The organism is Bradyrhizobium sp. SZCCHNRI3052 (assembly GCF_032484895.1).
Lineage (GTDB): Bacteria > Pseudomonadota > Alphaproteobacteria > Rhizobiales > Xanthobacteraceae > Bradyrhizobium.
Window position 1 is genome coordinate 231,200 of the sequence record NZ_JAUETW010000010.1, and the last position, 23,779, is coordinate 254,978.

Consider the following 23,779-nt stretch of genomic DNA (forward strand, 5'->3'; position numbering starts at 1 on the left):
GCGGCCGACATAGTCGAGCGCGCCATCGGCACGCCAGCGCGCCAGGTCGCCGGTCCGGTACAGCCGCGCACCGGGGCCGCCGAACGGATCCGGAATGAACCGCTCCGCGCTGAGCCCGGGCCGCTTCCAATAGCCGCGCGCCAACCCCTCGCCGCCGATGAACAGTTCGCCGGCCACCCCGGGCGGCGCCAGATTGAGATTGGCGTCGAGCACGTAGAGCGTGGTATTGCCGATCGGACCACCGAGCACCGGCATGGGATCATTGCAATCGAGCCGGTGGCGCGCAGACCACACCGTGGTCTCGGTCGGCCCATACATGTTCCAGACCTCGCCGCTCAGCGCGACGAGCCGCCGTGCCAGATCGGGAGCCAGCGCCTCGCCGCCGCTGAGCACGCGACAGCGACGAGGCAGCGCGGCGGCCCCGTCATGATCGAGCAGCATGCGCCAGCTCGACGGTGTCGCCTGGATCAAGGTCACGCCGTGCCTGGCCACGATCGCCTTCAGCGCCGTCGGATCCTGCGCGGAGGCGCGGTCGGCCAGCACGATACGGGCCCCCCGGGTCAGCGGCAGCCACAGCTCCAGCACCGCGATGTCGAACGACAGCGAGGTCAATGCCAGCACGCGGTCGTCCGATGCGATCCCCGGCTGCTCGGCCATCGTCGCCAGAAAATTCGTCACTGCGCCGTGACGCACCATCACGCCCTTGGGCAGGCCGGTCGAGCCCGAGGTATAGATGACGTAGGCGAGGCTCTCCGGATGAATGGCGAGGTCGAGGTTGCCGGCGTCGCCTCCATCGTCGATGCGATCGAGCAGCCAGGCTTCGGCTCCGCTGTCGGCCAGCGCGGGCGTGAACCGATCTTGCAGCTCGGCTTGCGTGAGCAGCAGTCTTGCGCCGCTGTCGCCGAGCATGTGGGCAAGACGCTCGGCCGGATAGTCCGGATCGAGCGGCAGGTAGGCGGCGCCGGCCTTCAGCACGGCGAGCAGCGCCACAATCATCTCGGCGTCGCGCTCCAGCGCCAGTCCAACCACGACATCGGCGCCGATCGCGCGCGCGCGCAGTCGCCGCGCCAGCCGGTTTGCCCGCGCATTCAGTTCGCCGTAGCTGATTCGGCGGTCGCCGCAGACGATCGCAACCGCGTCCGGGACGGCCTTCGCCCGCGCCTCGATCTGCGCCACGAGGCCAGGCGCCGCGCCGATCGACGACGGTCGGCGTGACGTCTCGCCGATCGCAGCTCCGCTCCAGCGCAGGACGCACGCCAGCGCCTCTCCGTCGACCATGCGAAGGCTGCCGGTCGGACGGGTGGCATCCGCCGAAATCCGCGTCAGCCAGTCTCGCAACGACGCGCTCACCCGGCGAACCGCATGGTTGTCCAGTTGCGCGCGATCGTAGTTGAAGTCGAGGCGCAGGCCCTCGGGTCCATCGAACACGATGACCGCGATCGGATAGTTGGTCGGCGTCACGTGTTCGACCCGCCCGATCTGCGGCCCGGCACCGTCGCGCGCGGTGAGCGACTGATCGATCGGATAGTTCTCGAATACCATCAGGCTGTCGAACAGCGGCTGCCCGGCCCTGCCGGCCAGACGCTGGATCTCGTGCAGCGGCAGCCACTCATAGTCGCGCGCCGCGACGCTCTGCGCCTGAAGGGCGCGCAGCCAGTCGCCGGTCGCGGTCTGCGGATGCGCGCGATCGATCAGCGGCAGCGTGTTGATGAAGAGGCCGACCATGTTCTCGGCGCCGGCAAGCTCGGCCGGACGGCCCGAGACCGTGACGCCAAAGCAGACCGCGCTTTGCCCGGTATATTGCCGCAGCAATTGGGCCCAGGTCCCCTGCAGCAGCGTATTCATCGTGATGCGCTGCTGCGTCGCGAACCGCCGCAGGCGAGCCGCGAGATCACCGTCCACGCGCAGCGTCAGCCGGCCATGGCCGCTCGCAGCGTCGATCGCGCGGCTCGCACGCAAGGCGTCGGCGAGCGGCGTGGGCTCGAAATCGCGCAGCGTCTCGCGCCAGAAATCAGCGGCTGCCGCCTGGTCGCGCGTCTGCAGCCAGGCGATGTAGTCGCGGTAGCCGCCTTGCGCCGCCGACGGCGCGGCGCCGCTGATCTGCTGCAGCACATCGGCGAGCAGCCGCGCCGAGCTCCAGCCGTCGATCACGATGTGATGATGCGTCCAGATCAGCCACAGCCTGTCTTCGCCGAGCCGGATCAGCCGCAGCCGCTGCAGCGGCGGCCGGGTAATGTCGAAGCCGAGTTCGCGCTCGCGCCGTGCCGCCTCCGCAAGCGCCGCATCGATCTCCGCCGCCGCAGCCCCGCCCGTGATACGGCTGCGCCAATCCTCGTCGACGACGGGCACGTCGAGCTGCCGGTAGACGATCTGCTGGGCTGCTCCGGACAATTGTTGCCAGGCGAACCCGGTCCGCAGCACCGCATGCCGCGCACTCGCCGTCTGCCATGCCGCACGCAACCGCGCCGGCGTCACACCTCGAAGCTCGATCGAGAGCTGGTTGACATAGACGTCATCAGCGCCGTCGCGCAGCGCATGGAACAGCAAGCCCTGCTGCATCGGCGACAGCGGGTAGATGTCCTCGACGGAGCGACAGTCAACGGTCGCGCAGAGCCGGTCGAGCGCCGCCTGATCGAGCCCCGCGAGCGGAACGTCGGACGGCGTGAGACCGCCGGCGCCGCGGAGGCAATGATCGACGAGACCATGCAGCGCCGCGCGATAGAGCTCGGCGAGCCGTTCCACGGTCGCGCGCCGATACCGCCGGCTTCCATAGCGGAAGCCGAGCCGCAGCCGCCCGTCACGCACCTCGCCGTTGATGCTGAGCCAGGCCCGCAACGGCGTGTCGGCGGCCCGCATCGATCCCGGATTCTCCGCCGCGATCCGGTACGGCGCGGCCGCACCGAGCTGGCCGTCGAAGCGGCCGAGATAGTTGAAGACGATACGCGGGTTCGGCGTCGCCGCCAGCGCGTCGCGATGCTCTTTCGCGCCGAGATAACGCAGGACGCCATAGCCGAGCCCGCGATCGGGCATGGCGCGCAGCGTCTCCTTGACGCGGGTGATGAGCGCACGATCGGTCTCGCTGCCGCCGTCGAGACGCACCGGGAATGCGCTCGTGAACCAGCCCACCGTCCGCGTGAGATCGACGTCCGCGAAGACATCCTCGCGGCCGTGGCCCTCCAGCTCGATCACGACGCCTTCGATCCCGCTCCAGCTCCAGAGCGCGCGTGCCAGCGCGGCCAGCAGCAGGTCGTTGACCTGCGTGCGATAGGCCGCAGGCGCGGCATCGAGCAGCCGTTCGGTCAGCTCCGCCTCGAGGTTCAGCACGACCTCCTCGGCGTCGGCCTCGACGTCGGTGCCACCATGAGCGTCGTCACAGGGCAACTCGCTGCCGCGGGAGGACGCGAGCCAGAACGGCAGTTCGCCTGCGAGCCGATCGGAGGCCGCATGCGCGCGCAGTCGCTGCGCCCAGGAAGACGGCGCGGAGCTCGTGGGCGGCAGGCTGACGGCGGCCTCCTGCCCCGCCGCCTGTTCGTAGGCCGACGCGATGTCCTCGAGCAGGATCCGCCATGACACGCCATCGACGGCGAGATGATGGATGGCGACCAGCAGCCGCTGGCTGCCGTCGCGCATGTCGAATCCGACGGCGCGCAGCAGAGATCCCGATGCCAATGACAGGCTCGCCTGCGCCCCCGACGCGATCGCGCTGACGTCGGACGGCTCGACTGCCGTGCGGAGCCAAAGCAGCTCAGGCGCAGCAGGCAGGTCGGACGGCACCGCCTGCCATTCACCCGCGATCCGCCGATACGTCATGCGAAGCGCATCGTGATGCCTCACGACGGCAGCGAGCGCCCGCTGCAGCACGCTCCAGTCGATCCGGTCCCGCGGGATCAGCAGCACCGCCTGGTTGAAGTGATCGCGGTTGGAGATTGCCTCGGCAAAGAAGCGCAATTGGATCGGCAGCAGCTCCGCAGCGCAGGCGTTCATTGCGTTGCGTGCTGCTGCCGGCGGCGTCATGGCCGGCGCGGAGGTGGTCGCAACCACACCGGCCAGCGCCGCTATCGTCTGCTGCGCGAACATCTGCTTCGGCGTCAGCATGACGCCGCGCTTGCGCAGCCGTGCAATGATCTGCAGGCTGAGGATGGAGTCGCCGCCGAGCTCGAAGAAATTGTCATTGCGGCCGATCCGCTCGCGGCCCAGCACGTCCTGCCAGACAGCGGCGATGGCCTGCTCCACCGCGCCGACCGGGGCGACATACGACAGCACGGCGTCATCGTCCGGCTGCGGCAGCGCCGCGCGGTCGAGCTTGCCATTGGCGGTCAGCGGCAGCCGCTCGAGCACGACGATGCGCGACGGCACCATGTAGTCCGGCAGCATCGCCGAGAGTTGCTGCCGCAGCGCCTCCGGCTGCAACACGACGCCGGCCGCGGCGACGCAATAAGCCACGAGCTCCTGGCGTTCCTGCTCGGCGTCGACGGCGCGCGCCACGACGGCGGCATCGGCGACGCCGTTCAACGAGGAGACGGCGCGGCTGATCTCGGCGGGTTCGACGCGGTAGCCGCGCAGCTTCACCTGATCATCGCGCCGGCCCAGGAACACGATCCGGCCCGCTCGATCACAGCGCACCAAATCGCCGGTCCGGTAGAGGCGTTCGCCTGCAGGTCCGAACGGATCGGGAATGAAGCGCTCGGCCGCCTGTCCAGGCGCACCGCGATAGCCGCGCGCCAGCCCGGCGCCGCCCAGATAGAGTTCACCGGCGACTCCGGCCGGGACGATATTCAACGCATCGTCGAGAACGTAGGCGCGCAGGTTCGCAAGCGGCAATCCGACCGGCAGCACACCTTTGGCTTCGGCGTCCGTCCACTCATGGGTCGTCACGCCGACCGTCGTCTCGGTCGGGCCGTAGTGATTGACGATCCGGCAGTGCGGCCGCAGCCGGCGGACCTCTTCGATCAAGCCGGGATCGCAGGCCTCGCCGCCAAGGATCAGCACGTCGCGCGGCAGAACGTCGGCCGAGCGCCGTGCCCGCAACAGGCCGCGCAGATGGCTCGGCACGATCTTGAGGACGCCGACCTCGCCGTCGCGCATCGCTTGCGCAAACGCATCCGCATCGAAGGCGGCATCGGCCGGCAGCAGATTCAAGGTCACGCCGCTCGCAAGCGCGCCAAACAGCACGGTATGGCCGAGATCGGCGGCGACCGTCGAGACCATCGCCATGCCGGCGCCGGCGCGCGGCTGCAGCCGGGACAACAGCGCCTGAACGTAGTTGGCGAGCGCGCCGTGCGACACGGCGACGCCCTTGGGCGCACCGGTCGAGCCCGACGTGTAGATGATGTAGGCGGTCTGCGCTGGATGCGGCCGCGGGGCATCGAACGCGCCGGAGGACGCATCGCCGCGCAGTTCACCGTCGAGCGTATGACACTCCAGCGCCCTCGCCGCAGCCAAGTGCTCGCCGGTTGCGACCAGCGTGCCGATGCCGCCGCCACGAAGGATGCGATCGACGCGCGCCACCGGCCATGCCGGATCGAGCGGCACTGCGGAGCCGCCCGCCTTGAGGACGCCGAGCAGCGCCGCGACGAAGGCCGGCGACCGCTCGATCCACAGCGCCACCGGCGCCTCGCGCGTGATGCCGGCCGCGACGAGCACACCCGCGATGTGGTCCGACCAGCGCACGAGCTCGGCTGCGCTGACGGTGTCCCGTCCCTGGCGCAGCGCGATCCGATCATCGCGGCGCGCGAGCGCAACACCGATCAGATCGAGGATGTCGGTCGCGGGGAAGCTCGTCGCCTCCGCCACGACGGTCTGCTCGACGCCGCGCGCGATCGCGAAGTCGCGCAGCGGCCGGTCGGTGGCGGCCGCGATCTGCCGCAGGAAATCGACGAGCTGGTTCCCGATCCGCTCGACCGTCGTCACGTCGAACAGATCGGTTGCGAAATTCAGGCTCGCATTCATGCCCGTCGGGCCGTCGACGATGTCGAGCGCGAGATCAAAATGCGAGCCGGCGAGATCGACGATGCGTGGCTGGGCGTGCAGGCCATCGCCGAGCGCAAGTCCGTCAGGCGCGGCCATGTAGTTGAACTTGACCTGGAACAGCGGATTGTGGCCGCCGGAGCGAGTCGGCTTCAGCGCGTCGACGAGACGGTCGAACGGCAGATCCTGATGCGCCAGCCCGGAAATCACCTCCTCCTTCGCCCGCGCCAGCAGCTCGGCGAAGCTCATGCCGTCGGTCACGTCGGCCCGCAGCACCAGCGTATTGACGAAGCAGCCGATCAGCGACGCCAGCTCGGCCTGGCGGCGCCCGGCGACGGGCACACCGACGCGCAGGTCGGAGCGGCCGGAGTAGCGGAACAGCAGCAGCTGATAGGCGGCGAGCAGCAGCATGAACATGCTGACGCGATGCTCCCTGGCGAGCGCGCGGAGCCTCAGCACCAGATCTGGCGCGATCTCCACGTGGATGGTGTCGCCGCGATAGCTCTGTACGGGCGGCCGCGGCCGGTCGAACGGCAATGCAAGCGGCGTATCCGCATCACCGAGCCGCTCGCGCCAGTAGGAGAGCTGCTGCGCGGCCTCGGGGCCGGAGAGCCAATCCCGCTGCCATGCGGCGTAGTCGGCATATTGGATCGCGGACGGCGGCGGCAGCGCCCCTGCCCCGCGCCGGAGCCCGTCATAGAGCGCGGCGATCTCGGCCAGCAGCACGTCGAGCGAGAGCCCGTCGGCGACGATGTGATGCGCCGACAGCAGCAGTTCGTGGCGGTCGTCCGCGAGCTGCATCAGCACGGCGCGCAGCAGCGGGCCATTGACGAGATCGAACGGCCGCGCCAGCTCCTCGCGTGTCCGCGCCGCGACGCGCGACGCGCGCTCCGCCGCCGGGCTGCGCCGCAGATCCTCGACCGCGACGGGAATGTCCGGCGACGCATGGATGACCTGCACGACGCGGCCATCCGGGGCAGAGAAGGTGGTGCGCAGCGTCTCGTGGCGGGCGACGATTTCGGTCAGCGCCTGCACCAGCCGTGCTTGATCGAGCGGGCCGTCGAAATGAACCGTGCAAGCGATGGTGTAGGCCGTGCCGGCCGGATCCATGCTCCAGAGAAACCACAGCCGCTCCTGCGCGGGTGACAGTAGCTCGCGCAGCCCCGCCGGTGCGGGCTGCAGCGGCGGGAGCATTGTCGCGTCCGCGCCGGCCGCATCGATGAGCGCTGCGAGCGCGACGAGCGTCGGCGCATCGAAGAAGCCGCGCAGCGCGAGCTCGACCCCGAACTGCTCGCGCACCATCGCCGCGATCTGAGCGGCCGCGACCGAATTGCCGCCGAGCATGAAAAAGTCGTCGTTGCGGTCGACGGTCGCGCGCCGCAGCACATCCCGCCAGATCAGCGCAAGACGGCGTTCGGTCGCCGTCGCAAGCTCCGGTGACGGCGAGGGGTCCGTCGCCTCGCGTCGCCGTTCGAACACCATGAAGCTGTCGAGCGTGCCCTGCGCCCACCTGGCGCGGCAGGCGGACCGCTGCAGCTTGCCGCTGGTGGTCAGCGGCATGCCTTGCGGGTTCAGCAGCACGACCACCGCCGGATATTCCTGCGTCTGCCGCATGACCGAATCGCCGATCGCCTTGATCAGCACGTCGGCCGGCGTTCGCCGCAGTACCGCCCTGCCGAACTCGACGGCGACGCCGATGCCTTCGACGCCATCGATCTCGACCGGGAAGGCCGCGACACGTCCCTTCCGCACCGAGGCCACCTCGGTCTCGACGGCCTGCTCCAGATCGAACGGATAGATGTTCTGGCCGCGGACGATCAGCAGATCCTTGAGCCTGCCGGTGACGACGAGATCGCCGTCGCGGACGAAGCCGAGGTCGCCCGTCCGCAGCCAGCGCGCGCCATCGCGAAGGACGAATGTCTGCTGCGTCGCCTCGGGATTGTTCCAATAGCCCTGCGCGACGCTCGGACCTGCGACCCAGATTTCGCCGACCTCATTCGTCCCGGCGTCGGCGGACGCATCGACCCTCATGATGCGCACGGCATGGCCGTCCGCCACGGCGCCGCACGCCATCAGGTCCGTGCCCTCGCCGGCCTCCGCAACGCGGCCACCCGCGAGCGCCGCGGGATCGAGCGTGTGACAAACCGCCCGGCTCGCGCGGTCGCCCGCCGTCACCAACAAGGTCGCCTCGGCCAGGCCGTAGCACGGCGTCAGCGCGCGAGGATCGAGGCCCGCCGGCCGGAAGCGCGCGGCAAATCGATCCAGCGTCGCGCGGCGCACGAACTCCGAGCCGGAGAACGCGAACCGCCATCGGCTGAGGTCCAGGCGCGCGATCGCTTCGTCCGAGATCCGGTCCGCACAGAGCGCGAACGCGAAGTCCGGCCCGCCGCTGCAGGTGCCGCCGTGGCGGTGGATGGCGTCGAGCCAGCGTCGCGGCTGCTCGAGGAAATTGCGCGGCGACATCAGCACCGCCGTGAAGCCCGTGAACAGCGGATTCAGCAATCCGCCCATCAATCCCATGTCGTGATAGAGCGGCAGCCAGCTGACGAAGACGTCGTCCCTGGTCCCGCCGAGCGCCGCTTCGATTGCGATCTCATTGGCGACCAGGTTCCGGTGAGTGACGCAGACTCCCTTCGGCTGCGACGTCGAACCCGACGTATATTGGAGGAAGGCGATCGCATCGCCGTGCAAGTCCGTCTCGCGCCAGGATGCGGCGGCATCGACCGGCACCTCGTCGACGGCAACAACATGAGCATCGGTCTCGCCGACCGAAGCGACGACGACGTCGCGAAGCCGCGCCTGGGTGAGAATGAGTCGTGGCGCCGCATCGCGCAGGATGCCATCGAGGCGGCTGGCGTAGCGCTCCTTGCCGGTCTCCGGCGGATAGGCCGGCACGGCAATGACCCCGGCATAGAGGCAGGCGTAGAATGCGACGGCATAATCCGGACCGTTCGGCAGCAGAATCACGGCGCGCTCGCCGGCACGCGCGAGCTCCTGCAGATGCGCCGCAAGCGCGCGGATGCGCCGGTCCAGCGCAGCGAATTTCAGCTCGTGGACGACATCGTCGCCTTCGATGAAGCGCAGCGCCGGATGGTCAGCACGCGAGGCGGCATGCTCGCGGAGTCGTTCGACGAGGGTCTGTGTCGGCATTTTCCAAAGGTCCGATGACAACGTGAGGATCGATGCCGCAGGCTCAATTGACGCGATGGGCTTGCGCCATCGCGACGATCACCCTGCGCGGCCCCTTGAATGGCTCGCGCGCGTGCGCCGTCAGCATGTTGTCGAGCATGACGACGTCGCCGGTCTGCCAGGGAAAGACGATCTTGTGCCGGTCGAGCACGGCTCTGACCGTGGCCAGCGTCTCGTCCTCGATCGGCGCGCCGTCGCCGTAGAACGCATTGCGCGGCAGCTCGAGCGGATCGCCGACGATGTCGAGAAGACTTTCCCGAACCTCGGGCGCGAGGCTGGAGACGTGGAACAGATGCGCCTGATTGAACCACACCATGTCCCCGGTCACGGGATGCACCGCCGTCCCCTGGCAGACCTGCCGCGTCCGTAGCTCGTCGCCATCCTTCCATTCGCAGGCGATTGCATGGGAGGCGCAATAGGCCTCGACCTCGGCCTTCGACTCCGTGCCGAACACCTGTCGCCAGTCGACATCGAGTCCACTGCCGTAGTTGCGGACATACATGACGCCCCGCTCGGCGAAGCGGTTACGGATCGCGGCCGGCATGTCGCGATGGATCGACCGGCTGTCGGCGACCGGCGTCTCACCGCCCTGCTGTGCCGCCTGCTCGCAATAGAACCAGATCTTCATCGGCCAGTCGCGCGTATAGGCCTGCTCGTTGTGCAGCGGGATGCTCTGGTGCGGCGGATATTCGGTCGAGGTGTAGACGCCGGCGCTGACCTGCGATCGGGGCGTCGAGCCGAAATCATAGGACAGCAGCGGATGGCCGAAGCTCGCGGCGAAGCTCCTGAACGCCTCGGCGCCGTCGAGATGGAAGCCACGGAAGAGAATTCCGCCGCACGCATAGAGCTGGCGCTCGATCATGTCGCGGACCTCGCTGACGGCCTCCATCAGCGGCTGCTGCCTGCGGCTGGCCCGCAGAAGGAACGGTAGCGATTCTTGTTCTATTTTAGATTGTATTGCGAACATGACTTCTCCCCGTCTCCCGTCGATTTCAGCATCGAAGTTTCTTCACCGGCCGGCTTTTCCGGCTGGGTCGTGCTTTCGGCACGCCGCTCAAGGCCCCGCGCGAGCAACGGCGAGTCCCGGCCATGCCCGACGTGCCAGCAATGCGGCAACGAGCTTCAGCAGATCCGCCTGTCGGCTATGGATGAAGAAGTGGTCGCCCGGCAGCATGTCGCGACCGAACGCGCCGGAGGTCTCGGCCCGCCACGCCTCCAGTGCCTCGGCACGCGTCTCGTCGAAATCTCCGCCAAACACGTGCAGCGGACACGGCAAGGGCCGACGCCGCCGATAGACGTAGTTCCCGCACATCAGGAAATCGGCCCGCAGGATCGGCAGCGTGCCGCGCATGATCTCCATGCTCTGCAACGCCTCCGGCGGCGTGCCGTTCAGCCTGAGAAGCTCTTCGCGCAATGCGTCGTCACCGAGCGGCTCGCGCCAGCGGCTGCCGTCGCGCACGGCCGGCGCCTCCGTTCCGGACACGAGCAGCATCTGCGGCTTTGGCGCGCCGAGCGCGAGCAGCCTGTGCGCCAGCTCGAAGGCGAGCAAGCCGCCGAGGCTGTGCCCGAACAGGACGTAAGGCTCCGCCAACGGCGTCCCGATCAGTTCGGACGCGAGCTGATCGGCCAATGCTGCCGCGTCCGTTTGCAGCGGCTCGTCCATCCGCGCGCCCCGTCCGGGCAGCTCCAGCGGCACGATTTCGATCCAGGACGGAAGAGCTCTCCTCCAGCGCGCATAGACCATGGCGCTGCCGCCGGCATAGGGCAAACAGATCAGCCGCATGGCATCCAGCCTCCTTCGCTTCAGGATTCGGCAGAGGCCTGGGCGTTCTCCTGCATGAATTTCCGCAGCGAGAGCGGCCGCATGTCGGTCCACACCTGTTCGATATGGTCCAGACACTCCTTCTTGCTCCCGGTCACGCCGACGGCCGTCCACCCGTTCGGGATGTCCTTGAACGTTGGCCAGATCGAATATTGCTCTTCGTGATTCACGACGACGGTGAAGGTGACGTCATCTCTGTCGAAGACCATCATGCCCGGCTACTCCTACTAACAAACGACGTTGATGAACTACGAGTAATGCAGTTGATAATGACAGTCAAAAGGATACCGCCGATCGAAGTTTTTAATCTCTCCAAGGTGACACGTAGGTGACGATTCAACATCAGGATGCATCGGCTCCAACGAGATGATTTGCTGACCCGATCGCGTTGTAACCGCGGATATGATCACGCCTCAACGCGATCGATGAGTTACGCAAATCTTTATCAGATTGGAATTGAACGCCGTCCGCATCGCTCAGACTAACAAGGCCGCCGCACAATGGTCATGCGGCGGCCTCATCATCGCCAACGCGTATCGACGTCCTAGAAATTGAACGTCGTGGAAACGAGATAGGTGCGCGGCGCCCCCAGGGTGATCACACCGCTATAGGCCGACGCCCAATACGCCTTGTCGAATACATTCTCGACGCTCGCCCGCAGAACGATCGGCTTGCCGTTCCAGGGCGAGGTGAAGGTGTAGCGGGCGCCCAGGTCGACGCGTGTCCAATCCGGCAGCGAGAGTTTGTTGGCCGCGTCGACATATTGTGCACCGGTGTAGACGACTCGCCCCGTCAGCGTCAGATCCCGCACGAACGGTGTATCCCACTCGGCGCCGAGATTCACGGTGAGCTCGGGCACGCCGATCGCCCGCTTGCCGTCCGTCAGGCCGCCCGAAGTCTTCTCCTGCACGCCGTGAATATACGCCACGCCCCCCAACAGCCGCAGCGTCGGCGTGACCTCGCCGAATACGTTGAACTCGGCGCCCGTATTTCGCTGCCGGCCATTCAGCTCTTGAGTCAGCACTCCCCCTGAACTCGTGGTAATCACGCTCGGGCGTGAGATATCGAATGCGCTGACCGTGGTCGTGATTCGGCCGAAGTCGACCTTGATGCCGGTCTCGACCTGCTTGGTCTGCCCTGGCGGGAAGACCGTGCCGCTGTTGGCATAGCCGGCGGCAACGACGGTCGGGGTCTGCAGGCCCTCGATGTAGTTGGCATACAGCGACACAAACTCGACGGGCTTGACCACGAGCGCATAGGCTGGCGTCCACACCGAGGTGTCCTCGAACGGGCGGCTCGATGCTGGAGTAACGAGATTCGTGACTTCCGTTCCCGCCGTTTGTCTGCGCACACCGACGGTCAGTTGAATCCGCTTGTTCAGCAGCGACATCGTGTCGGAGACGCCGATGCTCCAGAGATTTGCGCCGACGGTCTGATTGGCCTGGAGCGTCGGAAAGCTTGGCAACGCGATGTTGGTCGGCTCGCTGTAAAGGCTCCAGTTGGGCATCTTGCCGGAGACCACCTGCTGGGTATAGGTGCGGTCGGTGATGGAGTAGCCGACATTGACGGCATGGTTGATCGGGCCGGTATCGGCGGTCATGCGCAGGCCAGCCTCCCCGGCGTACGTCTTGTACGTCTCGCTTCCCGTTCCAGGAGTCCCGGACAACAGGCCAGCGTTGCTCGAGAGGACCGGCGACGGATAACGGTAGTTGATGTTGCTGTCGTGATAGCCGAATCCGGCATAGGCGGTGATACGATCGTTGAGATCGACTTCGCCTTTCACCGTCGAGAAGAAATCGGTCGGCGCATAATACGCCCACGGCACCTGGAAATTGGTGCCGGACGACGGTGGCGACGGAATGCTGGTGACAGCAGTACCCACGCCGAAGAATCGCAGCGGCGGATTCAGCTTGTCCGCCTGATAGCCGACATCGGCATCGATTCGGACATTCTCGCCATGATAGTCGACGGCGAGGTGGGCGTTGCCGAACTCGTCGGTCTGCCGGTTCCAGGGGGTATCGCCGTTCGAATACTTGCTGTTCAGCCGTACGCCCCACTCCTTGTGCTCGCCATAGCGGCGGCCGACGTCGATCTGCTCGCCGAATTGCGTCTTGGACGCATAGGTCGCCGTTAGCTGCGTGATGTCGGTGTCGAGCGCGTGCTTGGTGACGAGATTGACGCTACCGCCGACCGCGCCGCCGCTTGAGGCGCCAGTGCCGCCGACCGTCATGCCGTTGAGCAGAGCCGCCGGCCCCTTCAGCAATTCGACCCGCTCGATGAAATTGGCGCCCGTCGAATAATATGGCGCGATGCCGGCGAGGCCATTCAGGGCGTAGTCGCCGCTGTCGTAGTAGAAGCCGCGGATGAACAGGCTGTCGGCGCCGCCGCCGGCGGCTTGGATCGTGCGCACCGAGGGATCATTGATCAGCACGTCGCGGATCGTGCGCGCCTGCTGGTTCTGGATCAGCTGCGAGGTGAAGCTCGTCTGGTTGAAGGGCGTGTTCATGACGCCGCGGTTGCCCAGCAGCCCGAGGCCGCCGCCGCTCGCGACCTGGCCGCCGGCATAGGGCGACGGCGGCGCGCCGACCGTTCCTGTCGACGGCGTCACATAGGCCACCGGGGCGGTCGGCGGCAGGTTGCGCGGAGCGACGCGGCGCTGCTGAGCGGTCCGCGTCGCGGTCGTCTGCGGTCTCGAGGCGGTCTGCCGGACTTTCGGCTTCGGCGCGTCGACGGTCACATCGGGGAGCTTGGTCTGCGCAGAGGCCGATTGAACGCCTCCGACATTCAGCGTGAGCGCCAATGAGCTCACAAGTCCCAACGACATCGTCAATCCAATGTCTTTATCCCAAATGCGACAGACCATCCTGACACCCCGATCATTCCAAGTTCCAACTCGGCTCGTCGGTGGTCCTAACACACAGGTATTTGAGGACGGCGTCGCGCGACGTAGAACTCGTCTAACGAGCGACAGCTTCGCCGAATCGATCAGCTCAATAGGTTGTCGCTACTACGAGATTCTTTTCCCTCCGCTTCTTTGAAGCCTTCAAAAGAAGCGCATGTCGCGGGGAAGAGCGATGCGATCGCGTCGGCTGATACAACCCACGACACCGATCGTCTCGAACTCATCGAAATAATTTCGATCAATCGTACGATGATAACTAATCACATTGCCACTTTTGAATCAATCTTTGCTTTCAAATGCGCCACATCTCCGCCGCGCCACGCGCAGATCGGAGAAGGCATCGAGACATTTGTATCTGCTTGTTTCCAGGCCGGAGCGACGCCGCTCGCGTCGGCGCTCGCTGCGCGAGATCGATCGCGCGCAGCCGACGCAGCGTGCTGCCATCGCGATGACGCGTCGCGCGAGAGAAGACACGTAAGACAAGAGATGCGTGGGATCGTTGGCTGGCCGAGCGCGTAGTCCAGCAGCGCGGATCGAGATCAATGATGCGGGCTATCTTCCGCCGACCGGCGGCGGACGTCAGCGCTCAGAGCGGCCTATCCTGCGTCCCGGCCCGAGCGCCTTGCGCTTCGGCCTTCGCGCCGCGGCTCCGTCTCGTCCCGTAGGCGAGCGACAGCAGAATCGGAATCGACAGCCCGAGCCAGCACAGGCCGTCCCAGAGCCCGTCGCCGAACAGTCCGAAGGCGAGCCCGGCTGCGGCAACCAGACCGATCAGCAGCGGCGCACGAAACACCTGCCAGGTCGAGAGTTGCGCGGCGCGGGCAGATGGCCTCGCCGATGCCGCGGAGGAGCTCATGGCGACACCACCGCAGGCGCTGCCGATGTCACGACGCCGGACACCTTCCTGCGGAAGCCCCGCCGCTTGGCGGCCCACAGATAGAGTCCGCTGCACAGCACGACGATCGTGATGAGATCGAGAACGGCCCAGATGATCTTCAGCGGCAACCCGCCGTAGTCACCGAAATGCAGCGGCCGCGATACCTGCAACGCGGTGAGATACCAGGCGAGCTCGGGCGCGACCATCTTGCTGCTGTCCTGGGCATCGACCAGGACCGGCTTGAACATGCGCGCAGTAAACGGCGTGCGGCCCTTGGTCCAGATCATCAGATGCTGCGGGCTGCCGAACCGCGTCGTCGTCGGCAAGGTGATGGACGTCACCAGCCGGTCCGGAAACGCGGTGCGGACGGCGCCAACGGCGGCCTCGACCGATTTCGCTTCCGCCAGCGGCTTGCCCTGATAGGGCGCGAGCAGTGCCGGCATGGTCTTCGCGCGCCAGAGGTCGAACAGCGGCACCGCCAGCGTGTTGATGGTGCCGGTCAAGCCGACCGCGAGCGCCCAGCTCACCGTGACGATACCGAGCAGATTGTGCAGGTCGAGCCATTTGAGCCGCGCCGAGCGATCCCGCACCGTGCCGAACTGCAGGCGACGCATGAACGGCCAGTATACGACGACGCCCGAGACGATGGACGCTGAGAACACCAGTCCCATCAGTCCGAGAAAGAGCTCGCCCGGCAGGCCGGTGAACATGTCGCGGTGGATGCGCAGGATCACGTCCATGACGTCCTGATGCGGCGCTTCCTCGCCGAGAACGACGCCGGTGCGCGCATCCACGGTGAGCCGATGAAACTGCCCAGGCACCGGAATGGCGGTCGGCGACATCGCGACCACGATCAGCGGCTCCGCCTGCTTCAGGCTCACGAACAGCGCATGCTGCTCCGGCAACTGCTGCTTGGCCGCCGCGATCAGGCGGTCGAGCGGCAACAGCGGCGTGTCGGCCGGCATCGCCGGCGCGGCGATCTCATCCTCGAAGAGATGATCGATCTCCTCATGGAAGATCAGCGGAAGCCCGGTCAGGCACAGCATCAGCAGAAAGATCATGCTGATCAGCGACGTCCACGTGTGAACCTGAACCCACAGCCGCATGCGCCCGAACCCACCCTTCGTCATCGACGTTGCACGTGATGAGCCGAACGTCCGGCAAGAGAAGGGCCGCAGCAAACTGAATCGATCTAAAGCCGTTGGAATTTCTTTAAGGTAGCGCGCCTGTCCGCCGCAACCAGCGGAGCTGCAACGTGAATTTCGATCGCACCTCGCACCGTCGGTGCTCACGGACGGCGCGTGTCGCCGCCGTGAGGGCGCGCGCCGAAGCCGCCCTTGCGCGATGCCCGGATACATATGGAATCGCTTCCGCGTGGCCGCGCGGAATACGACCGGCTCTGGCTGCATCCGACGATGCGCCAGGGCCGGGCCGCAAACGCCGTCTCAGAATGGATAGTGCCGTTCGCCGGTCTGCACCGTGATCCAGCGCAGCTCGGTGAACTCGTCGATCGCGGCCTTGCCGCCGAAGCGGCCATAGCCCGAGGCCTTGACGCCGCCGAACGGCATCTGCGGCTCATCATGCACCGTCGGCGCGTTGACGTGGCAGATGCCGGACTCGATTCGCTTGGCGACAGCGAGCGCGCGGGCGATGTCGCGGCCGAACACCGCCGACGACAGGCCATATTCGGTGTCGTTGGCGACGCGCACGGCCTCGTCGACGCCGCTGACGCGCACGATGGTGACGACGGGACCGAAGCTCTCCTCGCCATAGATGCGCATCGCCGGCGTGACGTGATCGACGATGGTCGCGGGCATGATCGTCCCGCTGCCGCGGCCGCCGGCGGCCAACACGGCACCCTTGGCCACCGCGTCCTCGATCAGGCCGCCGACACGGTCGCAGGCGGCGGCGCTGACCAGCGAGCCCAGCACCACATCGCCCTTGCGCGGATCTCCGTAAGGCAGGCTGTTGGCCTTGGCCGCGAACTTTGCGACGAATTCATCCGCCACCTTGTCGTCGACCACGATGCGCTCGGTCGACATGCAGATCTGGCCCTGGTTCATGAAGGCGCCGAACGCGGCGGCATTCACCGCGGCGTCGAGATCGGCATCGTCGAGAATGACCAGCGGCGCCTTGCCGCCGAGCTCGAGCAGCGCGCGCTTCAATTGCCTGGCACAGGCCATGGCGATGAGACGGCCGACGCGGGTCGAGCCGGTGAAGTTGACGCGCCGGATCGCGGGATGGGCGATCAGCGCCTCGACCACGGCCTGCGCATCCTCGGGCGCGTTGGTCACGACGTTGACGACGCCGTCACCGAGACCGCCTTCGGCCAGGCACGCGCCGATCAGCCGGTGCACGCCCGGGCTCATCTCCGAGGCCTTCAGCACCACGGTGTTGCCGCAGGCGAGCGGCATCGCCACCGAGCGGACACCGAGGATGACCGGCGCATTCCACGGCGCGATGCCGAGCACGACGCCGACCGGCTGGCGATGCGCCAGCGCAATGTTGTCGGGCACGTCGGTCGGGATCACCTCGCCCGCGATCTGCGTCGTCATCGCCGCGGCCTCGCGCAGCATGCCCTCGGCGAGATGCACGTTGAAGCCGGCCCAGCCCGCCGTGGCGCCGGTCTCGGCCATCATCAGCGCGATGAACTCCGGGGCGTTGCGCGCCAGCGCATCCGCAGCCGCATTGAGCCGCTTGCGGCGCTCGCCCGGGCCGAGCCGGGACCACGCCGGAAACGCCGCCGCGGCGGCATCGGCGGCGCGCAGCGCGTCATCGATCGACGCCGCCGCAACGATGGTTGCGATCTCGCCGCTGATCGGATTGAGCCGCTGGAAGGTGCGCTGATTGGTGGCGGACTGGTCCTTGCCGCCAATCAGGAGATTGATCGCGTTCATGGGGCGCTCCTAGGTCGATGGGGTTGTTGCGGTTGCGGAAGCCGGCGCGCGCGACTGGCCGAGATAGGCGCGCTGGATGTCGGGATTGTTCTTCATCTCGGGCGCCGGCCCCTCGCCGGCATTGCGTCCCTGCTCGATCAGGTAGACGCGGTCGGCGATGTCGAGGCTGGCGCGGGCGTTCTGCTCGACCATCAGGATGCCGACGCCGTCGCCGCGTATCGTTCTCAGCGCCCGGAACACCTCGCGGCTCAAGAGCGGCGACAGGCCGAGCGACGGCTCGTCGAGCAGCAGCAGGTCGGGCCGCGACATCAGCGCGCGGCCGATCGCGACCATCTGCTGCTCGCCGCCGCTCATGGTGCGCACCGCCTGCCCCATGCGCTCGGTGAGACGCGGAAACAGCGCGAGCACGTGCGCCAGCCGCGCGGCCTCGCCGTCGCGGGCGCGCGAAGGATAGGCGCCGAGCTGGAGGTTCTCGGCGACGGTGAGATCGCCGAACACGCCGCGGCCTTCCGGCACCAGCGCGATGCCGCGCTCGACGATCAGATGCGGCGCGAGCGAGCCGATGTCCGTCCCGCCGAGCCGGATCACGGCTCCGGGCGACGGCTGGATCAGTCCCGCGATCGCCTTCAGCAACGTCGACTTGCCGGCGCCATTGGCGCCGAGGATGGCGACGATCTCGCCGCGCGCGACCTCGAGCGCGACATCGGTGAGCGCCTGGTGCTTGCCATAGGCGTGCGACAGCCGCTTGATCTCAAGCATCGGGCTCTCCGAGATAGGCTGTGATCACCGCGGGATCGGCGAGCACCTCGTCCGGCGTGCCGCGCGCGATCACGACGCCCGCGCTCATGACCACGCAGCGGTCGCACAGCGCGCGGATCGCATCCATCACATGCTCGACCATCACGATGGTGATGCCGCGGTCGCGCAGCGAGGCGATCAGCCTGATGCCGGTCTCCAGCTCGGTCGGATTGAGCCCAGCCAGCCATTCGTCGAGCAGCACAAGACGCGGGTGCAGCGCCAGCGCGCGGGCGAGCTCCAGCCGCTTCTGGTCGATGTAAGTGAGATCGCCCGCCGGCATCTCCGCCATGCCATCGAGGCCGACCAGGGCGAGCAGCTCATGGATCGATTCTGCGGCCGCACCGGTCTGGCGCGTGCGGAACAACGCCGCCGCCGCGACATTCTCGGCGACCGTCAGGTCCGGCATCACCCGCACCAACTGGAAGGTGCGGGCAAGCCCGAGCCGCGCGATCCGGTGCGCCGCGAGGCCGCTGATGACGGTGCCGCCGAAGCGGATCGTGCCGGCCGAGGGCACGAGCGCGCCCGAGAGCATGTTGAGCAGCGTCGTCTTGCCGGAGCCGTTGGGGCCGATGACGCCGAGGATCTCGCCGGCGCGGACGTCCAGGCTGACCTTGTCGACGGCGCGCAGGCCGCCGAAGGATTTGCCGACAGTCTCGGCCGTGAGCAGGGTTCCGCCCTGCTCCGGTTTGGCGCCGACCACCTTGGACTCGCGCCGCCCGACCCGATCGACCAACCCGATCACGCCCCTCGGGAGCACCATCACGATGCCGATGAAGATGAGGCCGAGCACGATGCTGAAATGGTTGGGCAGCGCGGCTGTCAGCACCTCGAACAGCAGCACAAGCGGGATGACGCCGAGCACCGGGCCGATCAGCGAGCCGGCACCGCCGAGCAGCGCCATGATCACGACCTGGAACGAGATCATCGGGTTGAACGCGATCGCCGGATCGATATAGGTCCAGCGCGGCGCCATGATCGCGCCGGTCACCGACATGAACACCGCGCTGAGGATGAAGACCCCGAGCTTCACCGCGGTCGCATCGATGCCGGAATGGCGCGCGGCGGTCTCGTCGGCGCCGATCGCGCGCAGCGCGAGGCCATAGCGCGAGCGCGTCAGCAGAAAGCCGGCGAGGAAGACCAGCGCCGTCAGCGCGCAGAGTTGCCAGTATAGCATCTCCTGGGTGATGTCGCTGAACAGATAGCGGCCGACCGATTTGTGGATGTTGACCTCGTACCAGATCACGAGCTGGCGGATCAGCTCGGCCAGGCCGAACGAGAAGATGATGAAGTAGATGCCGGACAGCCGCAGCGTCGACAGGCCGGTGATGGCCGCGACGACAGCGCCGACACCCGCAGCGGTCATCAGTTGCAGCGGCCAGCTCAGCGTCTCGCCCGTCACCGCCGCCGTATAGGCGCCGATGCCGAAGAACGCAGCCGTCGCCAGCGAGACGTAGCGGGTCGGCCCGGAGAACATGGCCCATGCGGTTGCCAGCACGGTGAAATAGAGAATGCTGATGCCGAGCGCGAGATAGTAGCCGTTGGCATAGAGCGGCAGCGTCACCGCGGCGGCAACGCCGACGAGCCCGATGCACCAGGCCAGAATCTTGCCGGGGCTGATCACGACGCCGCCTTTCCGAACAGTCCGGTCGGCCGGATCAGCAGCACGGCGAGAAACATCGCAAACGTCGCGGCCAAGGTCAGCCCGGGATCGACCAGCCGCGCCACCGCGGTCTCGACGACGCCGAGCAGCAGCCCTGCGGCCAGCGCGCCCATGACGTTGCCGACGCCCCCCATGATCACGACCACCAGCGCCTTCATCGTGAATACGACGCCCATCGAGGCGTTGAAGGTGAGGAACATGCTGACCAGCACGCCGCCGGCCGCGACCAGGCCACCGCCGAACGCAAACGCCAATCCTGCGAGCCAAGCGACATCGATGCCGACCAGCCGCGCGGCATTGGCATCGACCGCGACGGCGCGCACGGCCGTGCCGATCCTTGTCCGCGTCAGCGCGAGATAGACGCCGGTGCCGATCAGTGCGGCGAAACCAAGCGCGACCAGCCGGTTCACCGCGAGCGTCGAGCCGAGCACTGTCACGGGAATGGAGAGATAGCTGTAGCTGTAATACTGCCCGCCGAAAGCGACCAGCATGATGCCCTGGATCACGAACAGCACGCCGAAGGTGACGAGGATGCTGTCGACCTCCTGGGCGCCGGCGTCCTTGCCGCGGCGGATCAGGCGCTGCAGCAACAGCCTGTAGAGCAGCCAGTTCAGCAGTCCCGCGGCGGGCATCGCCAGCAGCAGCGCCAGCAGCGGACTCAGTTGCAGCCCGGAATAGAGCGACAGCGTGCCGAACGCGGCCGCGACAAGCGACTCGCCATAGGACAGGTTCATGATGCGCGCCACGCCATATTGCAGCGTCAGGCCGAGCGCGATCAGGGCATACATGCCCCCCAGCACCAGACCGGGCAGCAGGATGTCGAACAGCAGCATGGGATGGTGCCTCTTGCGCGAGGCCCGCGGACGCGCGCGCCTTGACGCGCGTCCGCAAGCTCACGACCTCGTTCCGGCTATTTCCACTCGGGCTTCGGCACGACCGCGGCGCGTGCGCCGGGCAGCGAGGCCGGCGCCACGGCGTAGAACTCGCCGTTCTGCCACTGGCCGACGCTCCAGACCTCCTGCAGCAGGCCGTCCTTCAGCTTCACCTTGCCGATGATGGTGTCGAAAGAGCCCTCGCGGATCTCCTTGGCGACCGCGGCACGGTCGACCTTGCCGACCTTCTCGATCGCCTGCTGCAGCACCTGCAGGCTGGCATAGGTGATCGGGCTCGCCCAGCGATCCGGCTCCTGCCCGGTCGCCGCCTTGTGGCGGGCGAGATAGTCCTTGAGCGCGGGCGAGTCGGCGTTCCAGCCGCCGATGCCCATCACGCCGTCGCTGCCTGCGCCGAACTTGCCTTTGAACAGCGGGAACGCCGTGCCGACGCCGACATAGAAGACCTTCGGATTGTACTTGAGCAGTTGCGCCTGCTCGGTCAGCCCGATCGTATCCGGCGGATAGCTGAAGGCGACGAAGGCATCGGCTTTGCTCGCGATCGCATCCTTGAGCAGCGGCTGCAGATCCTGCGAGCCCATCGGATAGGTCTTGTCGTAGGCGACGGTCAGTCCGGCCTTCTTGAAGGCCTCGCGCCCGGCGGCGGCCAGCTCGATGCCGAACTGGTCGGCCACGCTGACCATCGCGACGGTGCCGCCGATCTTGCCCTCGCTCTTCAGCTTGCCGAGCAGTTCGGCGAGCCCATTGGAGATCTGCGCCGACGTGCCGAGCCAGAAGGTGGCATTGGCCCAGCGCTTGGCGAGTTCTGGCGCCTTGTCGGTCACCGACGTCACCGCGAGATGCGGATAGCCGAGCCGGTTCAAGGTCGGACCGACCGCAAGGTTGAGACCGGTGCCCCAGGGCGGCAGGATGAAGTCGACCTTGTCCTGGTTGGCGAGGCGCTCGATCGCCTTCACCGCCTCTTCCGACGAGCTGCGGTCGTCATATTCGACGATCTCGATCGGCAGCCGCTTGTCGCCGAGCTTGATGCCACCGGCCGCGTTCACGTCCTTCACCCAGAGCTGATAGTTGGGCAGCGTCGTGATGCCGGCGCCGCCGGCATAGGGGCCGGTCTTCGAGATCGCATAACCGATGCGGATCTTGTCCTGCTGGGCCTGGGCGGCCGATACGGCAAAGCCGGCTGCGATCGCCGCCCCCGCGATCCGCAACACCTGACGACGGTTGGTCGAAGTCATCTCTCTGTCCTCCTCCCATGTTCACGCGCGCGGACCGCGCGGGTGAATCGGTGACGTTCCTCTGCCCCGGCGTCGTCCGCGGTTTTTTGTTTGCGGTCGTCGGGACTTGACGAGGGAAACACCGCAGGCTTGGGTGGCGCAATGGACAGTTCCGGTAAAAGAGTGCACTTTTCTGGGGTGACGACCGCGCGTAATGCCGCGCCTCGGACGCTGCCGCCGGCGGCCCGTGGCACCCCGGCAGCGCTCGGGGCCGAAGCCATTCCCTCGCATTTCGAGGCACGGCGCTGGGCCCTGCGCTCGGATGCCGCGCGGCCGTTCGTCCACCTGCTCTGCCTGACCGCCGGAACGGCCTCGGTGCGCTTCGCCGAAGAAGAAATCCAGATCTGGGCCGGTGCGGCGCTGGTCTGGGTACCGGCGGGAGGGGCCGAGCATCTCGACGTCGCGGCAGGTTCCGCCGGGCATCTCCTGCGGCTGCGCTCCGGGCTCTGGCACCGCCACCTGCCCTCCTCGGCCGAGCCCGCCTATCTCGACCTCGCAGGCACCGAGGCCGTCCTGGCCTTCTCCGTCACGGCTGAGTTCGCCGCGGTCATAGCGCGCTCGATGGCGGCGATTGCAGCCGAGATCGAAAATCCCTCACGGCGCGGCGCGGCCTCGATCATGTCATCGGAGCTGACCCTGTGCGTGCTGCGCTTCTGGCGGCTGTTTGCCGACGAGAGCGCCGGCGAGGCGCAAGGCTCCAGCGCCGAGATCCTGAGCCGCTTTCGCCGGCTCGTCGAGGAACGCTTTCATCAGCAGTTGCGGGTCGCCGACTATGCTGCGTTGCTCGGCGTCACGCCGGATCGCCTGCACGCGCTGTGCACCCGGGTGCTGCAGCGGTCACCGAGCGCGCTGATTCAGCAGCGCGTCATTCAGGAGGCGGCGACCCGGCTCGAAACCACCACCGCGACGATCAAGCAGATCGCCTTCGCGCTCGGCTTCAAGGACAGCGCCTATTTCAACCGTTTCTTCGTCAGGCACACCGGTCAATCACCGGGCGCCTGGCGCAAGGGTGTTTCGTCGCAGCGGACCAAAGGCCAGTCACGGACCATGCTCAACTTCGCCGACTGGCCGTGACGGCGCGGCGCAGCCAAGCGCCTCGGTCGTCCTCTTTGACAGTCCAGGACGACGTGTCAGCGTCGGACCAGCAAATCCCGAGTTCGCACGGGCGGCGCAACCCTGGATGCTCAATGCGCCGGGAAACTGATTTCCGCTGCGCGATCAAGCTGATTTGGCCTGTCCAGTCCCCGCGCCGAAAATATTCCTATTTCGTTTTTTCGGAAATCATGGTTCTATTCCCACATCCCGTCTCGAGATGAGGGGCGTATCGCGGTCGTCACGAGACGCGAGGCGGGGAGCGATGGGCGTGGTGGATTGCAGCGCGGGTTGCCCGCGCCGACGAACAATTCGCCACGCACGGTCAAGTCGCGCGGTCCTGATATCCCGATGCTGATGTCAACTCACGTTGAGGCTTCGCTTCGCGTGGGGATGGTGGCCAGAAAGCCC

At 67.1% G+C, this 23,779-nt stretch carries 13 protein-coding genes (1 of these 13 only partly in view); 1 reads left to right on the forward strand and 12 read right to left on the reverse strand.

Annotated elements, in window-relative coordinates:
- From QW887_RS25275 to QW887_RS25330, 12 genes are all read right to left on the reverse strand, one after another.
- Positions 1-9,117, reverse strand: the 5' portion of a protein-coding gene (locus QW887_RS25275; protein WP_316195239.1) for a non-ribosomal peptide synthetase. The gene continues 609 nt to the left of window position 1, outside the view; 9,117 of the gene's 9,726 nt are visible here — the first part of the coding sequence; its start codon is at positions 9,115-9,117; the stop codon falls past the left edge of the window.
- 43 nt (positions 9,118-9,160) lie between these two features.
- Entirely contained in the window at positions 9,161-10,045 is an 885-nt protein-coding gene (locus QW887_RS25280; protein ID WP_316195241.1) for a TauD/TfdA family dioxygenase, read from the reverse strand.
- A gap of 165 nt (positions 10,046-10,210) precedes the next feature.
- Positions 10,211-10,939 (reverse strand): thioesterase II family protein, encoded by a 729-nt coding sequence (locus QW887_RS25285; protein ID WP_316195243.1) that lies wholly within the window; start codon positions 10,937-10,939, stop codon positions 10,211-10,213.
- Positions 10,940-10,959: 20 nt separating this feature from the next.
- Entirely contained in the window at positions 10,960-11,190 is a 231-nt protein-coding gene (locus tag QW887_RS25290; protein ID WP_315717422.1) for an MbtH family protein, read from the reverse strand.
- Positions 11,191-11,522: 332 nt separating this feature from the next.
- Complete coding sequence (locus QW887_RS25295) at positions 11,523-13,802, reverse strand: TonB-dependent receptor (protein WP_316195245.1); 2,280 nt, start codon at positions 13,800-13,802, stop codon at positions 11,523-11,525.
- 664 nt (positions 13,803-14,466) lie between these two features.
- Entirely contained in the window at positions 14,467-14,736 is a 270-nt protein-coding gene (locus QW887_RS25300) for a hypothetical protein (protein WP_316195248.1), read from the reverse strand.
- Positions 14,733-15,863 carry a PepSY-associated TM helix domain-containing protein gene (locus QW887_RS25305; protein ID WP_316195268.1) on the reverse strand — a complete coding sequence of 377 codons (1,131 nt, stop codon included), beginning with the start codon at positions 15,861-15,863 and terminating at the stop codon, positions 14,733-14,735. The genes QW887_RS25300 and QW887_RS25305 overlap by 4 nt, the downstream gene beginning before the upstream one ends.
- Positions 15,864-16,202: 339 nt before the next feature.
- Positions 16,203-17,654, reverse strand: a complete 1,452-nt coding sequence (locus QW887_RS25310; protein WP_316164874.1) for an aldehyde dehydrogenase — start codon at positions 17,652-17,654, stop codon at positions 16,203-16,205.
- A gap of 9 nt (positions 17,655-17,663) precedes the next feature.
- A complete protein-coding gene (locus QW887_RS25315; protein WP_315717418.1) occupies positions 17,664-18,413 on the reverse strand; it encodes an ABC transporter ATP-binding protein in 750 nt (249 codons plus the stop codon).
- On the reverse strand, positions 18,406-20,073 hold the full coding sequence (locus QW887_RS25320; RefSeq protein ID WP_316195250.1) for a branched-chain amino acid ABC transporter ATP-binding protein/permease: 1,668 nt from the start codon (positions 20,071-20,073) through the stop codon (positions 18,406-18,408). Before QW887_RS25320 ends, QW887_RS25315 begins: the two co-directional genes overlap by 8 nt.
- Positions 20,070-20,945 carry a branched-chain amino acid ABC transporter permease gene (locus QW887_RS25325; protein WP_315752511.1) on the reverse strand — a complete coding sequence of 292 codons (876 nt, stop codon included), beginning with the start codon at positions 20,943-20,945 and terminating at the stop codon, positions 20,070-20,072. Before QW887_RS25325 ends, QW887_RS25320 begins: the two co-directional genes overlap by 4 nt.
- A 77-nt stretch (positions 20,946-21,022) precedes the next feature.
- Entirely contained in the window at positions 21,023-22,237 is a 1,215-nt protein-coding gene (locus tag QW887_RS25330) for an amino acid ABC transporter substrate-binding protein (RefSeq protein ID WP_315752510.1), read from the reverse strand.
- A gap of 177 nt (positions 22,238-22,414) precedes the next feature.
- Between QW887_RS25330 and QW887_RS25335 the strand changes: the two genes are divergently transcribed.
- Positions 22,415-23,350 carry a helix-turn-helix domain-containing protein gene (locus QW887_RS25335; protein ID WP_316195252.1) on the forward strand — a complete coding sequence of 312 codons (936 nt, stop codon included), beginning with the start codon at positions 22,415-22,417 and terminating at the stop codon, positions 23,348-23,350.
- Positions 23,351-23,779: the final 429 nt, after the last annotated feature.

Coding starts and splice junctions, on each gene's coding strand:
- QW887_RS25310 (WP_316164874.1), bottom strand. CDS start 17,654: ATGAACGCGATCAATCTCCTGATTGGCGGCAAGGACCAGTCCGCCACC.
- QW887_RS25290 (WP_315717422.1), bottom strand. CDS start 11,190: ATGATGGTCTTCGACAGAGATGACGTCACCTTCACCGTCGTCGTGAAT.
- QW887_RS25295 (WP_316195245.1), bottom strand. CDS start 13,802: ATGTCGTTGGGACTTGTGAGCTCATTGGCGCTCACGCTGAATGTCGGA.
- QW887_RS25305 (WP_316195268.1), bottom strand. CDS start 15,863: ATGCGGCTGTGGGTTCAGGTTCACACGTGGACGTCGCTGATCAGCATG.
- QW887_RS25285 (WP_316195243.1), bottom strand. CDS start 10,939: ATGCGGCTGATCTGTTTGCCCTATGCCGGCGGCAGCGCCATGGTCTAT.
- QW887_RS25325 (WP_315752511.1), bottom strand. CDS start 20,945: ATGCTGCTGTTCGACATCCTGCTGCCCGGTCTGGTGCTGGGGGGCATG.
- QW887_RS25280 (WP_316195241.1), bottom strand. CDS start 10,045: ATGGAGGCCGTCAGCGAGGTCCGCGACATGATCGAGCGCCAGCTCTAT.
- QW887_RS25330 (WP_315752510.1), bottom strand. CDS start 22,237: ATGACTTCGACCAACCGTCGTCAGGTGTTGCGGATCGCGGGGGCGGCG.
- QW887_RS25300 (WP_316195248.1), bottom strand. CDS start 14,736: ATGAGCTCCTCCGCGGCATCGGCGAGGCCATCTGCCCGCGCCGCGCAA.
- QW887_RS25315 (WP_315717418.1), bottom strand. CDS start 18,413: ATGCTTGAGATCAAGCGGCTGTCGCACGCCTATGGCAAGCACCAGGCG.